Origin of the sequence: Pseudomonas sp. MYb541, assembly GCF_037479595.1 — a bacterium.
In the GTDB taxonomy this organism is placed as follows: Bacteria; Pseudomonadota; Gammaproteobacteria; order Pseudomonadales; family Pseudomonadaceae; genus Aquipseudomonas; species Aquipseudomonas canadensis.
This window is the reverse complement of the sequence record NZ_JBBGYS010000010.1, coordinates 34761-48317: the sequence shown is the minus strand read 5'-3', so window position 1 is coordinate 48317 and position 13557 is coordinate 34761. Positions and strand designations below refer to the sequence as shown.

14 protein-coding genes are annotated in these 13557 nt (G+C 60.2%); 6 read left to right on the top strand and 8 right to left on the bottom strand.

What is annotated here, in order from left to right; all coding sequences use genetic code 11:
- Positions 1-190 precede the first annotated feature (190 nt).
- On the bottom strand, positions 191-1432 hold the full coding sequence (locus WH299_RS08510) for an acyl-CoA dehydrogenase family protein (RefSeq protein ID WP_122725887.1): 1242 nt from the start codon (positions 1430-1432) through the stop codon (positions 191-193).
- Between the two features lie 240 nt (positions 1433-1672).
- Here WH299_RS08510 and WH299_RS08505 point away from each other — a divergent pair, with 240 nt between their 5' ends.
- On the top strand, positions 1673-2596 hold the full coding sequence (locus WH299_RS08505; RefSeq protein WP_122725889.1) for an ABC transporter substrate-binding protein: 924 nt from the start codon (positions 1673-1675) through the stop codon (positions 2594-2596).
- 112 nt (positions 2597-2708) lie between these two features.
- Here the strand turns inward: WH299_RS08505 and gudD are convergent, their stop codons facing one another.
- Together gudD and WH299_RS08495 are read right to left on the bottom strand one after the other, a co-directional pair.
- Positions 2709-4034: a glucarate dehydratase gene (gene gudD / locus WH299_RS08500; RefSeq protein ID WP_016976454.1), complete on the bottom strand. Its 1326-nt coding sequence runs from the start codon at positions 4032-4034 to the stop codon at positions 2709-2711.
- A 19-nt stretch (positions 4035-4053) separates the two neighbouring features.
- Positions 4054-5415: an MFS transporter gene (locus WH299_RS08495; protein ID WP_122725891.1), complete on the bottom strand. Its 1362-nt coding sequence runs from the start codon at positions 5413-5415 to the stop codon at positions 4054-4056.
- A 339-nt stretch (positions 5416-5754) separates the two neighbouring features.
- On the opposite strand from WH299_RS08495, the gene WH299_RS08490 reads away from it, so the two are divergent.
- Genes WH299_RS08490 through WH299_RS08480 form a run of 3 tightly spaced genes read left to right on the top strand, consistent with a single transcriptional unit; the run spans position 5755 to position 7496 of the window.
- Entirely contained in the window at positions 5755-6474 is a 720-nt protein-coding gene (locus tag WH299_RS08490; RefSeq protein WP_339550044.1) for a FadR/GntR family transcriptional regulator, read from the top strand.
- On the top strand, positions 6471-7166 hold the full coding sequence (locus WH299_RS08485; protein ID WP_339550042.1) for a tRNA (adenine(22)-N(1))-methyltransferase: 696 nt from the start codon (positions 6471-6473) through the stop codon (positions 7164-7166). Before WH299_RS08490 ends, WH299_RS08485 begins: the two co-directional genes overlap by 4 nt.
- A 39-nt stretch (positions 7167-7205) precedes the next feature.
- A complete protein-coding gene (locus WH299_RS08480) occupies positions 7206-7496 on the top strand; it encodes a DUF3144 domain-containing protein (protein ID WP_123474373.1) in 291 nt (96 codons plus the stop codon).
- 15 nt (positions 7497-7511) lie between these two features.
- Here the strand turns inward: WH299_RS08480 and WH299_RS08475 are convergent, their stop codons facing one another.
- The 3 genes from WH299_RS08475 to WH299_RS08465 all read right to left on the bottom strand — a co-directional run bounded on the left by WH299_RS08475 (position 7512) and on the right by WH299_RS08465 (position 9263).
- Entirely contained in the window at positions 7512-8087 is a 576-nt protein-coding gene (locus WH299_RS08475) for a DUF2589 domain-containing protein (RefSeq protein WP_339550039.1), read from the bottom strand.
- Between the two features lie 59 nt (positions 8088-8146).
- Entirely contained in the window at positions 8147-8797 is a 651-nt protein-coding gene (locus WH299_RS08470; protein ID WP_122725901.1) for a DUF2589 domain-containing protein, read from the bottom strand.
- Positions 8798-8879: 82 nt separating this feature from the next.
- Positions 8880-9263, bottom strand: coding sequence for a Mor transcription activator family protein (locus tag WH299_RS08465; RefSeq protein WP_122725903.1), 384 nt, complete (start codon positions 9261-9263; stop codon positions 8880-8882).
- 164 nt (positions 9264-9427) lie between these two features.
- On the opposite strand from WH299_RS08465, the gene WH299_RS08460 reads away from it, so the two are divergent.
- A complete protein-coding gene (locus tag WH299_RS08460) occupies positions 9428-9967 on the top strand; it encodes a pesticin C-terminus-like muramidase (RefSeq protein ID WP_122725905.1) in 540 nt (179 codons plus the stop codon).
- A gap of 46 nt (positions 9968-10013) precedes the next feature.
- On the opposite strand, the gene WH299_RS08455 is transcribed toward WH299_RS08460, so the two are convergent.
- Both WH299_RS08455 and WH299_RS08450 read right to left on the bottom strand, forming a co-directional pair.
- Entirely contained in the window at positions 10014-10478 is a 465-nt protein-coding gene (locus WH299_RS08455; RefSeq protein WP_122725907.1) for a hypothetical protein, read from the bottom strand.
- Positions 10479-10552: 74 nt separating this feature from the next.
- Positions 10553-11065 carry a M35 family metallopeptidase gene (locus tag WH299_RS08450; RefSeq protein WP_126570954.1) on the bottom strand — a complete coding sequence of 171 codons (513 nt, stop codon included), beginning with the start codon at positions 11063-11065 and terminating at the stop codon, positions 10553-10555.
- A 316-nt stretch (positions 11066-11381) separates the two neighbouring features.
- On the opposite strand from WH299_RS08450, the gene WH299_RS08445 reads away from it, so the two are divergent.
- Positions 11382-13439, top strand: a complete 2058-nt coding sequence (locus tag WH299_RS08445) for a methyl-accepting chemotaxis protein (protein ID WP_122725912.1) — start codon at positions 11382-11384, stop codon at positions 13437-13439.
- Positions 13440-13557: the final 118 nt, after the last annotated feature.

Genomic DNA, 13557 nt, shown 5'->3' with positions numbered 1-13557 from the left:
TTTGTGGTGAGCGGGCTTGCCCCGCGCTGGGCTGCGCAGCGGCCCCCCCTAAAGCCAGCGCATTTTTCCTGCAAAAACGCGTTAGCCGTTTTGGGGCTGCTTCGCAGCCCAGCGCGGGGCAAGCCCGCTCACCACAGCAAGCCCGCTCAACATACAGAGGCCCGCTCAGCATAGGGCCAAGTTATGGCCGTTATACCTTCGCCACGCCTACTCGCCATTGTGCAGGCGGCAAAATCCCATTCACCAGGTAATTCCCCACAATCCGCGATTTGTACACGCGCGGGTTGTGGTTCGCCAGGGTTCGCGCGTTTCGCCACAGCCGGTCCAGCGCCTTGTTGCTGGCGGTGGCACTGGCGCCCAGTGCATCGAACAGCGCCGTGGTGGCCGCCAGTGTCGCATCCACCACCGGGTTCACTGCCAGGCACACTTCCAATTCAGCCAGCGCAACCTGCGGATCGTCATCGTGCAACGGCTGGTCATGCGCGATCACATACCGCGCGGTGTGCTCCAGCCGTTGCGCCGCTTGCTGGGCGATGGCTTGTGCGGCGTAGGCCTGGCTGGCGACTTCACCGATCACTTGCAGCAGTTGTACGTCCTGGCCGGCGGTGTCGGCATTGCCGGTGGTGAAGGTGCGCGCGCGTTGGCTGAGTTCCTCGGCACCACTGAGGGCGGCGCGGCGGGCGATGCCGGCGAGGGTGCTGAGGTGGTAGAGCTGGAAGAACGACTGGCCGTGGCCAAAGCGCTGTTGGGTGGGGCGTACGTCGTCATCCACCACGGGCGCGTTATCGAAGATGCAGGTGCCGCTGGCGGTGAGGCGTTGGCCGAAGCCATTCCAGTCGTCGACGATCTGCACACCGGTAGCCTTGAGGTCGACGACTACGCTGTAGATCGTGCCGTCTTCGCCCGTCGCGATGGTGTTGATCAAGTCGCTGTAGAGCGCGCCGGTGGTGTAGAACTTTCTGCCGCTGATGCGCAAGGCGCCGGCTTCGTCACGATGCAGGCGGGTTTCGAAATCGCCACGGGCCTGGTTGCCGACTTCAGTGCTGCCGGGAGAGAGCAGGGCACCCTGGCCGAGCCGGTCCAGCCACTTGGCGCGCCAATCCAAGTCCTTGGCGCTGAGCACGTCTTCGCAAAAACCGAAGTGCCCGCGCAGGGCTTGGGTGATGTTGGAGTCGGCGGCGGACAACTCTGTGAGCAGCGCCAGCAACTCGACCAACGTTGCATCCTGGCCGCCATAACTCGCTGGCAGGCGCCAGCGCGGCAGGCCCAAGGCGTTCAGTTGCTGGATCACGGTGGCGAGGCTGCCGCGTGTCTGATCCGCCACCGCCGCCTGCGCGAGAATCTGCGCAAAGAGCGGGCGAAACGGTGCGGCCAGTTGTTCGTAACGGGCAGTGGGCGGTGCGCCCCAGATGTTCAAAGCGGGAATCGACATGCAATGGACCTTGCAGAAAATGGTTCAGATGCTGGGGTCCAGTGGTCTGGTGAGCTCACCCTAACTCAGGCGCGGCGAAGTTTTTAATACGAAAAGCAGCTAGCGACCTGTACGACGGTTCTATCGATAGTGCCCAACAGTATTAAACCCCGCGCTTTTATTGCGTTAGCTTCTACGACAACGACCAGACTGCACGCCCACGGATGGTTGAACCAACCCTCCAACCCTGTGGGATTTTCCATGATCAACCGTCGAACACTGCTGTCTTTGCTGGGCCTGGCCTCTCTTGCTTTGTATGGGCCATCGGCCGGCGCCGCCGAACCGCTGACCCTTACCGTGGGTGACCAGTTCTTCTCCAACCGCATCGTGCTGGAGCTGTCGGGCGAGCTGAAAGACTTGCCCTATAAAATCGACTTCAAGCGCTTCAACACCGGCTCGCCGGTGGCCTCGGCCGTGGCCAGCGGCGCGCTGGACGTAGGCATCGTCGGCGACACCCCGGTGATCAGCCTGGCCGCCAATGGCGCGCCGGTCAAAGTCGTCGCCAGCACCCAGACCAGCCTCGACGGCGTGGGCATCGTGGCGCGCAAGGGCATTCAGTCGGTGGCCGATCTCAAGGGCAAGACCGTCGCCATCTGGAACGGCTCATGGAGCCAGCAACTGGCCTATAAAGCGCTGGATGAAGCCGGGGTGCCGCGCAGCAGCGTCCACTTCAAATACCTGCTGCCGGCCGAGGCCAGCCTGGCGCTGACCCAGGGCGACATCGACGCCTTCGGCACCTGGGAACCCTACGTGTCGCTGCAGGAAAAAGAAGGCAGCACCCTGATCCGCAACGCCAAGGGCCTGATGAGCGCACCCACCTACATCGTCGCCTACGAGCCGGCGCTGGCGCAGAAAAGCGCGATCATCAAGGACTTCATTGCCCGCCTGACGCGCGCTCGGGTGTGGAGCAACACGCACGTTGATGAATACGCCGAAGCCTGGTCGAAGGCCAACCAGTCGGCGCCGGAAATCGCCAAAGTGTGGTTCAAGCGCGACGCGATCAAGGTGCTGCCGATCTCGCCGACGATTATCAGCGAAGCCCAGGCCACGGCGGATTTTCTGGTGGATGCACAGATGCTGAAGCAGCGGTATGACGTGGCGCCGTTGTTTGATCGGGTGCTTTAATGTGGGAGCTGGCTTGCCTGCGATGGCGGAGTGTCAGTCTAGATACCTGCAGCTGACCCACCGCGATCGCGGGCAAGCCAGCTCCCACATTGGATAGACGGTGTTTGCCTTATTACCGCACCAGGCACGGCTGCTTGTTGTTGAAGCGCCACCCCGGAATCAAAAACTGCATCGCCACGCTGTCATCGCGCGCGCCGAGGCCCATGCCTTTGTACACCTCATGGGCCTTGGCGACCGCGTCCATGTCGATCTCCACCCCCAGGCCAGGCTTGCTCGGCACTTTTACATAACCCCCTTCGATTTTCAGCGGCGCCTTGGTCAGGTGCTGGCCGTCCTGCCAGATCCAGTGGGTGTCGATGGCGGTGATGTCGCCCGGTGCTGCGGCGGCGACCTGGGTGAACATCGCCAGGGAAATGTCGAAGTGGTTGTTGGAGTGCGAGCCCCAGGTCAGGCCCCATTCATGGCACATCTGCGCCACGCGTACCGAGCCCTGCATCGTCCAGAAGTGTGGGTCGGCGAGGGGGATGTCCACCGATTGCAGCTGGATCGCGTGGCCCATTTCGCGCCAGTCGGTGGCGATCATGTTGGTGGCGGTTTTCAGGCCGGTGGCGCGGCGGAATTCAGCCATGACTTCGCGGCCCGAGTAGCCGTTTTCGGCACCGCAGGGGTCTTCGGCGTAGGCCAGTACGTGGTGCTGGTCGCGGCACAGGCGGATGGCTTCTTTCAATGACCAGGCGCCGTTCGGGTCGAGGGTGATACGCGCATCCGGGAAGCGTTCTGCCAGGGCGGTGACGGCTTCGATTTCTTCGTCGCCGCTCAGCACGCCGCCTTTGAGCTTGAAGTCATTGAAACCATATTTGGCTTTGGCGGCTTCGGCCAGGCGTACCACGGCGTCGGCCGTCAGCGCGGTTTCGTGGCGCAGGCGGAACCACTCATCGTCGCTGTCGGCTTCGTTGCGGTAGGCCAGGTCGGTGGCACTGCGGTCGCCGACATAAAACAGATAGCCGAGCATTTTTACCGCGTCGCGCTGCTGCCCTTCACCGAGCAAGGCGGCCACCGGGACCTCGAGAAATTGACCCAGCAGGTCGAGCAGCGCGGCTTCCATGGCGGTGACGGCATGGATGGTGATGCGCAGGTCAAAGGTCTGCAAACCACGACCCGCCGCGTCGCGGGAAGCAAAAGTGCTGCGCATCTGGTTGAGGATGCGCTGGTACTGGCCGATGGGTTGGCCGATCACCAGGCTGCGGGCGTCTTCCAGGGTTTCGCGGATGCGTTCGCCGCCGGGCACTTCACCCACGCCGGTGTTGCCGGAGCTGTCCTTGAGGATGACGATATTGCGTGTGAAATACGGGCCGTGGGCTCCGCTGAGGTTGAGCAGCATGCTGTCGTGGCCGGCGACGGGGATGACCTGGAAGTGAGTAACGACGGGCGTAGTCATGGCATGTTCCTGAATAGTCTTAAAGAGGTTTGCTGAGGGCGGCGCGGGTGGGCACGGCGCTCGGTGAAGCCAGCGCGGCAGAGGGCGCGGTCTTGGCGAAAAACACCAAGATCGCGGCGAGCACCGACGTGCCGGCCAGGCCATAGAGCCCGCCCTGGATCGAACCGGTGGTCTGTTCCAGGAAGCCGAAAGTGGTGGGCGCAACGAAGCCGCCCAGGTTGCCGATAGAGTTGATCAACGCGATCACGGCGGCGGCGATACGCACATCCAGGTAGCCCTGGGGAATCGGCCAGAACAGCGACGATGCCGACTTGAAACCGATAGCCGCAAAGCAGATCGCCACAAAGGCAAAGACCGGCCCGCCCGTGGTGGACATGAACATGCCCGCTGCCGCAATCAACAGCGCTGCCGCCACCCAGGCCTGCTGGAACTTGAACTTGCCCGACAACGAGGCGAAGGCGTACATGGCGATGATCGAGATCAGCCAGGGGATCGAGTTGAAGAACCCGACCTGCACATCACTGAGGTCACCCATTTTCTTGATGATGCTCGGCAGCCAGAAGGTGGCGGCGTAGATCGTCAGTTGGATGCAGAAATACAGCGCGCAGAACAGCAGGATCTGGCGGTCCTTGAGCAGCTTGCCGAGGGTCGGCTTGACGGTGGTGAGGGCCTCACGGTCGCGCTGTTCCTGATCGATGGCATTGACCAGCGCGTCCTGCTCTTCGCGGCTCATCCATTTTGCGTCGTGAGGTTTGGAGTCCAGCCAGAACCACACAAAGAAGCCAATCACCACCGAAGCCAAGCCTTCAATGGCGAACATCCATTGCCAGCCGTGGAAGCCAAAGCCCTCGATCTGCAGCAGCACGCCTGACAGCGGGCCGGAAATCAGCGACGCAACCGCCGAGCCGCTCAAAAAGATAGCGATGGCTTTACCGCGTTCCACGCCAGGCAGCCAGCGCGTGAAGTAGTAGATCACCCCAGGAAAGAAACCGGCCTCGGCCACACCCAGCAGGAAGCGCAAGATGTAGAAGTGGGTTTCGTTCTGGATGAACGCCATCAGCGTGGCGACGATGCCCCAGGTGAACATGATGCGGGTCAGCCAGATACGCGCACCGACCTTTTGCAGCAGCATGTTGGAGGGCACTTCGAAGAGGGCGTAGCCGATGAAGAACAGTCCGGCGCCGAAGCCATAGGCGGCGGCGCCGATGCCCAGGTCGTGCTCCATGTGCGTGCGCACAAAGCCGATGTTGACCCGGTCGATGTAGTTGAGGATGAACATGATCACGAACAGCGGCAGCACATGGCGCTTCACTTTGCTCACGGCGCGCGCGAGGACGGGATCACTTTCGGGTACGGCAGATACATGGATTGAATTGGTCACAATTCAAAACTCCCCCTGATTATTTTTATGCGGGTTTGCGTGTCTTGTTGATAGACATCATACAAGTAGACTTCTTGAGATCGCAATCCAGGGGTGAGTGTTTTTCTTCTTATAATGCGGTGTGTGGAACAGAGGTTTTGGTTATTTGCTCAGTTTTTGCTGGGGATTATGCTGATTTTTTAACGGGATTTTTCCCGGTGGGTACCGTGAGAGGAGTATTTGTGACAGTGGTCGTTAAGTTTAGTTGTCATACAAGTTGATGGTTTTTTCAATCAACCCAGGTTTGACGCCGGACTGGGTGTTAAGCTCCGCACAGCTCAACCCCGTGGACCTGTTGCAATGCCCATTGAAAGTGGAATCCCCCTGCGTAAACGCTCCACCAACCTGGCCCAGGGCGTGGTCGACGCGCTGACCCAGCGCATCCTGCTCGGCCAGTTGAAACCCGGCGAAAAGCTGCCCTCGGAATCCACCATCGTGGCTGAGCATGGCGTGAGCCGAACCGTGGTGCGCGAAGCGATTTCCAAGTTGCAGGCGTCCGGTCTGGTGGAGACTCGTCACGGCATCGGCACCTTCGTGCTGGAACAGCACGCCCAGCAGGGCTTGCGCCTGCATGTGGACACGGTGGCCAGCGTGCGCAACATGCTCGAGCTGCGCCTGGGCCTGGAAGTGCAAGCCGTCGCGCTGGCCGCCTTGCGCAGAACCGACGAACAGCTGGCCCACATGCGCCGGGCACTCGACGACTACCAGGCCTCCCTGGCCAACAACGACAGTTGCGTGGAGGAAGACAAACGCTTTCACCAACTGATCGCCGAGGCCACCGGCAATACCTTCTTCACCGAAATCATGCTGCACCTGGGCAATGCGATGATCCCGCGCACCCAGGTGAAGGGCGATGAGCGTGGCGGCGCCGACTTTGCCCACCTGGGCCAGTTGGCGAACCTGGAACATGAGGCGATCTTCAACGCGGTCAAACGCCAGGACCCGGACGCCGCCCGCGCCGCCATGGTGTTGCATCTGACTAACAGCCGGGATCGTTTTTCGGGGGAGCAGGGGCGTTGAACGAACATACCTTATCCCTGCGCCTGGAGCGCGTCGCCGCCAACGTACCGAAGGGCGCGCGTCTGGCCGATATCGGCTCCGATCACGGTTATTTGCCGGTAGCATTGATGCGCCGTGGCCTGATCACGATGGCAGTGGCGGGGGAGGTCGCGACCACACCCTTTCATGCGGCGCAACGTACCGTGCGCGACAACGGCCTGGAGCGGCAGATCAGCGTGCGTCTGGCTGATGGTTTGGCGGCCATGAAGCCCGATGACGGCATCACCGCGATCAGCGTCTGCGGCATGGGCGGCGAGACTGTCCGTGACATTCTCGAAAGCGGTAAGCGGCACCTGAGCGGCCAAGAGCGATTGATCCTGCAACCCAACGGCGGTGAGCAACCGTTGCGCCAATGGCTGATGGATAACGGTTACTCGATCCTTCGAGAAGAGTTGCTGCGCGAAAACCGCTTTTACTACGAGATCATTGTCGCAGAGCGCGCCGGGCCAGTGGCTTACACCGCTGAGCAGCTGTACTTCGGGCCGCTGCAACTGCAGGCGCGCAGCCCGGTGTTCATTGCCAAGTGGCAACGTATGCTGCGCCAAAAACACAAGACCCTGGCCAGCTTCGAGCGCGCTCGGCAAGCGGTGCCGGAAGAGAAGCGAAAAGAGATCGCGCAGCAGGCCAGATGGATTACCGCGCTACTGGCCTGATACCCCTTCATTCAAACCTGATGACCTAGGACACCCACCATGGCCGACGCCACCGACTCCACCTTCTACGACCGCGCCGACGCGCATATCGAACTGTCGAACGAACAGCTGCAGGCTCACGAAAACCTCGGCCAGGTCAGCGCCTCGATGATGTTCGGCACCACACGCTTCAATGCCTGGGCCAGTGCGCGCAACTTCAAGTCCGGCGCGGAAATGGCCGAGGCGCGGGAGGCGATGTTGAAGTACTTCTGCGACCAGTACCGGATGATGCTTGAGGATAATCTGGATGATCACATCAATAATTTCGACCGGTACAGGGTGATGCCATAGGCCTTTAAAGAGCCCTTAGGGCGCGAAGTCCGAAGGGCCCTGTGCGGTGGGCTGTTCGTTCATGGGGGGAGGGCCTGGCGGAATTGCGGTAGGGCTGATCAAGTTGGTGTACTCCTCGATGATTCGATTGATCGCCTCCGGTGGCTCGCACGCCTTGAACTCGATGCGAATCTGCACCTCATCTGGATCGCGCTCCTGACCCTCACGCTTGGTGGCGCCAAAGGTCACGAAAAACTTCTCGCTGTGCAGGTCACCGTTCTCGAGGTCGTGGCTGGCTTTTTGCATTTCAGTGCTATGCATCTTTACCGATAGGTCTACATCCATCTTGTGCAGCGCCAAGCCCTTCGGCGCGACCAGTGCGATCAGCGGCACGCTGATGGTATGTCCCTCGGTCAGCGAGATCTCAACCATCTTGGCCTTCATCGGCGTGCCCAGGTCCTCAGCGTTGTAATCGAAGAACTGGTCGAACAGTGCAATGTATTGATGGGCGATCAGGTTATGCGTGGCCGCCGCGGCCTGCTGCAACCCGCGGGTGATGTGGCTCAAGTCGCTGGCCGACATGGGTTCCTTGGGGCGCGAAAAAAATGCCATGGTGAACTCCTTTCAAGTCGAGTGGGTTGCCCCGCCCTGACGGACGGGGCGGGTTGGGACTATTTGGTTTTTTCCGCAGGCTTGGCGTCAGGCAGTGGAAGTACCCCTGCTTTTGGCAGCTCTGTCGGGCTGGTTGGGGTGGCGCTCGGCAGTGTTACCGGCTTGGTGGCGGCATCGGTGAGGAAATCGATGACGCGCATCAAGGCCTCCGGCGGGTCTTGACGAACGATTTTGGTCTTGATTTCGTAGCGTGCGCGGGTGTCTGTCTTGCGAGTCTGGGACGACTTGTGGCTGGCGGCACCTTTGACCGAAACGCTGAAAGGCCCCCAGCCCATCTTGGCGTCGAAGCTGCCGGAAGCATCGTTGGAGCTGGTGTCCTCGGCCATCTGGGTGATGGTCAGCTCGAACTCGATGCTGCCTTCTTCAATGGTGATATTGGGGTGGCTGATAGCAGCGAGCAGCGGAATGCGCATGGTCTTGCTGACCGTGCCCTTGTAGATTCCCTGCTCGTCGACGAGGGTTTCGTCATAGTCGAACTGCACCGAAACGGCTTTGCCGTCCTGGATACACACACCCATGAGAAAGTCCGCATACGCTTTGCTGGCGGCGACTTGCGCCTGAATCATTGCCATCAGCGGCCCGGTGATCATCTTGTCCAGTGGAAGTGCGGCGATCACGCCTCCAATGAGACCTTTATCAATATCTGGCATTTTTAATTTCCTTATCGTGAGTGCGCGAAAGTGCGCAACTTCAATTTATCCGTGTGGAACTTTGTGATTCAGTAGGAAGTAATTACCGATGAATAAAGGTGTCCTGGCGTCGAATGTTGGCGATTTGCCGAAGGCTCAGTCCGTACTTCTCGGCTAGTGCACTTCGTGATACGCCATCGGAAATACCCATTTGAATATTCTGATTACGAATTTGCCGAAAAAAATGATCGGACTTTGGGATCTCTAAAGAGATACCCGCGAAATCACTGATCAAGGCTTGCAGGGCTTCCGGCGATAAAATCAGCGCCAGCGAAGTACGTTGTGCGTGTTTGGGGATGTACTTAGGGCGGCCGCCATATACGCAGGTCAGGCGGAACGCGTTTTCCAGACCGATACAGGCAACCAGCACCTGTAGGGAATGGGGGAGTTGTCGTACATCGATATGTTCCAGGTCTTTCGGTTCCATCGGCCTAACCTCCTTGTGATGAGAGCTGGTCAGAGCTTAGGAAGTAATGCGTGCGAACAATCAGTAGGAAACTTTACCTATGAAGATGAGGAAACTTTACCTTCTGAAGAGCGGATGGCGCGAGTGATGGACTGCAGTTTCCTAAAACCAAAAGGAAACTCACCATGTCCAATAATTTGATAGATATGGCCTTCATCGCTCAGCTCGAAGGCGGTAGTGCCACACGTGGTTACGTGCCTGATCCGGAAAACAGCCGTAGCGGCGTCACCATCGGCACCGGCTTTGACCTGGGCCAGCAAAAGAACCTGAACATGCTGCCCAAGGATCTCAGCGAACGGCTTTTACCCTACTTGGGGTTGATCGGTGCACAAGCCGTGGCATGCCTGGAACGCCTGCCGCTGAATGTCAGTGCGCAGGATGCACGCAGGATTGACGAGGCCTACAAGGCGCCTTTCATTGAGCGCCTGGCCAGTGATTACGGCAAAGCTGCGGGACGCCCGTTTGAAGCATTACCGGCGCCGATGCAAACCGTGATCGCCTCAGTTGCCTTCCAATATGGCAACCTTGCCAGCCGTACGCCGAAGTTCTGGGCGCAAGTTGTGGCGGCGGACTGGAAAGCGGCCGAGAACAACTTGAGGAATTTCGGCGATCGCTATTCCACCCGACGTTGCAAGGAAGCCGCTTTGTTGGCGAGTGCGTTGTAACACTATAGATACAGCCACCCAGGGAAATCCTGGGTGGCCGCTTGCATCATGGGCAGGGTTTGGCGAGCAACAGGGTCACCGATCGCATCGCGTGGGCATCTTCAACATCGGTTCCATCAGCAAGCGTGCGCCAGTCCACATCCACACACAGTGCCGTGACGGCCACGTGCTCGAATAACCCTACTTTGTCTGCAAAGTCATAGCGGTAGGTGGCGCGGGTTGTAGCGAAGGGTGTAACGGTCGTTGCCTTGTTCAAAACGGTAGACACGAGATCGGGTACTTGCGCCATCGGTGCAGTGAAGTGCGTGGCGGACTCTTTATTGAAGTAACCGTGTTCACGCGTGGCTTTCCATAATTGCTGCCATTGAAACTTACTCGCATGGGCGTTCAGTGTGACGGCAAACTCTTTTAGTGCTTGAGGTTCAACATTGGCAGTATTGAGCGCCTGTGCTGGTGCAGCCAACATGTACAGCGCTGCCAGTGAGGCGCTCATCAATAATCGACGTTCCATGTTCAACTCCTGATCGTGGGCGGGATAAAAAAGCCTGTCCGAAAACAGGCTTTTTCGAGTGCTGCAATCGCAACTCAGTAGGTGTGTTCCACCAAGTATTCCCAGTTGTCGGCGTTGGTCAGGACGGTGTGCAGGTTGCCGTCGCCTTGCTCGGCTTGTTGCACCAGTCGCAGGCAGGCTTCCTGACCGTAGGCGTGGTCGTCGGTGCCCAGCACATCGTTGAAATGGCTGGTTTCATGGATCAACGTACCAGCGCGCGAGTCGTTGCCATAGGTCGGGGCGGTGAAGAATGCCCCTCCCAGCGTGATGTGATGTCCCGCGTCGCTGGGGTGGACCTCTGCATACCAATTGGCATTGGGTTCGCAGTTGACTTGCCCTTCATGAATGTTTTGCAGTGCCTGAAAAATCCGGTACAGGCGTTGAGCCAAGGCTTGCAGGTTTCCAGGTTGCTGGACGCCCATCCACACCCGAGCGACATCGGCATTGCCGCCGTTCAGGTGATGAATGGTGAATTCGAGCGAGCGCAACGCGGCATAGCGAGCTGCACGGAAGGTTCTGCGTTCGGAGCTGTTAAGTGCACGTGCCATGATGAATCTCCAGTGGTATTAGGAGATTTCAGTGTGAGCGGGAGGAAAAGTGCTAATCAGCAGGAAGTAATTCCGCTGTTCCTACGCACTGCGCCATTAGTTACAGCTATCCCTTCGCCACTGAGTGCTTTTGCCCCATTTTCGAGCACGGCACGTGCACGCTCAGTGGGCGCGCCCGTCTGTCTCCAGCCCTTCTACCAACGGCCCGTATCTTGCTTGAGCCAGGCTAATCAATGACATGGCATTTTGCCGTCAGTCATTTCAAGGCTTCACCCCGCGGTGCACCGCGTGGGTCGTTTTTGGGGAGTGGTCGGACATGCACAGCCTTTTATCACCGGGTATTCGCCTGTTGGGGCGTTTCGGCTTTGCGCGCAAGTTCCAGATCCTGTTCTTCCTGTTCATGCTGCCCCTGGCGGGTAGCCTGTGGATGATCGGCTCGGACTATCGCGACAAATTGACCGTGATTTCCAGCGAGCAGTCCGGTGTCCGGCAACTGTTGGCCCTGGATGCGTTGGATGGCCAGTTGACGGCCCAGCGCAACCTGGCCGCGCGCTGGAAGGCGGCGGACATACTGCACGCGCCCACCCCGGCGGCGAAGGCGGCGATGGACAAGGTCGACGCCAATTTCCCTGTGATCCTGCAAAGCCTGCAAACCCTGGGCGATTCACTCAAAGCCCAGAACGCCAGCGCTGATATCCTCGCGCGCTTCGACACCTTGCAGGCGACAGTCAAGGGCATGGACTCCCAATCCCTGCGCACCGTGGGCTGGTGGCCGGACGGTTACGACCGTTTCACATCGGCCCTGACCGCGATGCAAACCCTGCGCGAGCAGATCACCCTCGACGCCGGGTTGATCCTCGACCCGTGGCTGGAAACCTACTTGCTGATGCAGATTTCCACCCAGCACACCCCCGACCTGATCGAGCGCATCGGCCGCATGGCCAGCGTCGGCCAGTCGTCCATTGCCTCGGGGCAGTTCACCTTGCAGAGCCGTTTGCAGATGCGTGACCTGCGCAGCCGCATCGGCGATGCGCGGGACCAATTGGTCAAGGCCGCGGCCTCGCTCAAGGCCAAGCAATATGCCGGTCTGGAGCCATGGACGGCGCAGTACGACAGCAGCCTGCAACGCCTGGACAACGAACTCAAAGTGCTCGACGACGGCGTGTTCGGCGGCACCATCAAACTCGACACGGCGGCCTTTGAAACCAGTGTCGACGGCATGCTCGGCAGCCTGGGCGCGCTGCGTAACCAATCGCTCAATTCGCTGGATGCGCGCTTGGGTCACTACCGTGATCGCTCGCTGCAGAAGTTCGTGCCGGTAGCGGCGACCTTCAGCCTGTTGGCGCTGGCCGCGTTGTACCTGTTCATCTGCCTGCAAGCCTCGATCCGCCGTAGCGCCAGCGGCATCACCACCCTGGCCGAGTCCCTGCGCGACGGCAACCTGTGCGTCGAGGTGGCGGTGGAAGGGCGCGACGAGCTCGCGGCCATCAGCACCGCGCTGAACGTGGCGGTGGTGCAGTTGCGCACCAGCCTGTTGGGGGTCAATCACGAGACGCAGCAACTGGGGGCGGCGGTGCTGACCCTCAACTCCCAGTCGGGTAGCACCCTCACCGAAGTCGAAGACCAGCAACAGCAAATCAGCCAGATTGCCGCTGCTGCCACCCAACTGGCCGCGACGTCCCTGGGCGTCGCCAAAAGCTGCGAACAAGCCTCGGGCAGCGCCCAGCAGACCCGACGCATCGCCGAAGACAGCAGCCGCGACAGCCAGCGCACCACGGCCAGCATCCAGCAACTCAACCTGCGCCTGACCGACACCGCCGATGCGCTGGAGCAGGTCAGCCAGCAGGGCCAGCAGATTCAGTCGGTGGTCGACACCATCCGTGGCATTGCCGAGCAGACCAACCTGCTGGCGCTCAACGCCGCCATCGAAGCCGCCCGTGCCGGTGAGCAGGGCCGCGGGTTTGCCGTGGTGGCCGATGAGGTGCGCAGCTTGTCGCAACGCACCCAGGCGTCTACGGCGCAGATTGCCGGCACGGTCGACAGCCTGCGCGCCACGGTCAGCCAGGCGGTCACGTTGATGGGCGCCGCGTGTGAACAGGCACTGACGGATGCTGAATCCGTCACCGGGCTGGGCACACGTTTGGGCGAGATTGCGGGTGCGGTGCAACACGTCACCGACACCCTGACGCAGATCGCTACTGCTGTTGAAGAACAAGCGGCGACGGCGGATGAAGTGAGCGGCAATATCCAGCAAGTGGATCAGGCGGCCGGGCGTTTGCTTGACGGCGCGCGGGCTGTGAACCGAGCGGCCGATACCTTGAGCAAAGGCAGCCAGGCATTGAGCGACAACACCGCGCGGTTTCGCCTGGGCTGAACCGGTTTTTGTGGTGACCAGGCATCCAGTGGTGAGCGGGCTTGCGCAGCCCAGCGCGGGGCAAGCCCGCTCACCACAGGAACCTTCGGCTTCTACAGGGCTCACTTACTAGGTCGCC

Coding starts and splice junctions, on each gene's coding strand:
- WH299_RS08510 (WP_122725887.1), bottom strand. CDS start 1,432: ATGTCGATTCCCGCTTTGAACATCTGGGGCGCACCGCCCACTGCCCGT.
- WH299_RS08505 (WP_122725889.1), top strand. CDS start 1,673: ATGATCAACCGTCGAACACTGCTGTCTTTGCTGGGCCTGGCCTCTCTT.
- gudD (WP_016976454.1), bottom strand. CDS start 4,034: ATGACTACGCCCGTCGTTACTCACTTCCAGGTCATCCCCGTCGCCGGC.
- WH299_RS08490 (WP_339550044.1), top strand. CDS start 5,755: ATGCCCATTGAAAGTGGAATCCCCCTGCGTAAACGCTCCACCAACCTG.
- WH299_RS08480 (WP_123474373.1), top strand. CDS start 7,206: ATGGCCGACGCCACCGACTCCACCTTCTACGACCGCGCCGACGCGCAT.
- WH299_RS08475 (WP_339550039.1), bottom strand. CDS start 8,087: ATGGCATTTTTTTCGCGCCCCAAGGAACCCATGTCGGCCAGCGACTTG.
- WH299_RS08470 (WP_122725901.1), bottom strand. CDS start 8,797: ATGCCAGATATTGATAAAGGTCTCATTGGAGGCGTGATCGCCGCACTT.
- WH299_RS08465 (WP_122725903.1), bottom strand. CDS start 9,263: ATGGAACCGAAAGACCTGGAACATATCGATGTACGACAACTCCCCCAT.
- WH299_RS08460 (WP_122725905.1), top strand. CDS start 9,428: ATGTCCAATAATTTGATAGATATGGCCTTCATCGCTCAGCTCGAAGGC.
- WH299_RS08455 (WP_122725907.1), bottom strand. CDS start 10,478: ATGGAACGTCGATTATTGATGAGCGCCTCACTGGCAGCGCTGTACATG.
- WH299_RS08450 (WP_126570954.1), bottom strand. CDS start 11,065: ATGGCACGTGCACTTAACAGCTCCGAACGCAGAACCTTCCGTGCAGCT.
- WH299_RS08445 (WP_122725912.1), top strand. CDS start 11,382: ATGCACAGCCTTTTATCACCGGGTATTCGCCTGTTGGGGCGTTTCGGC.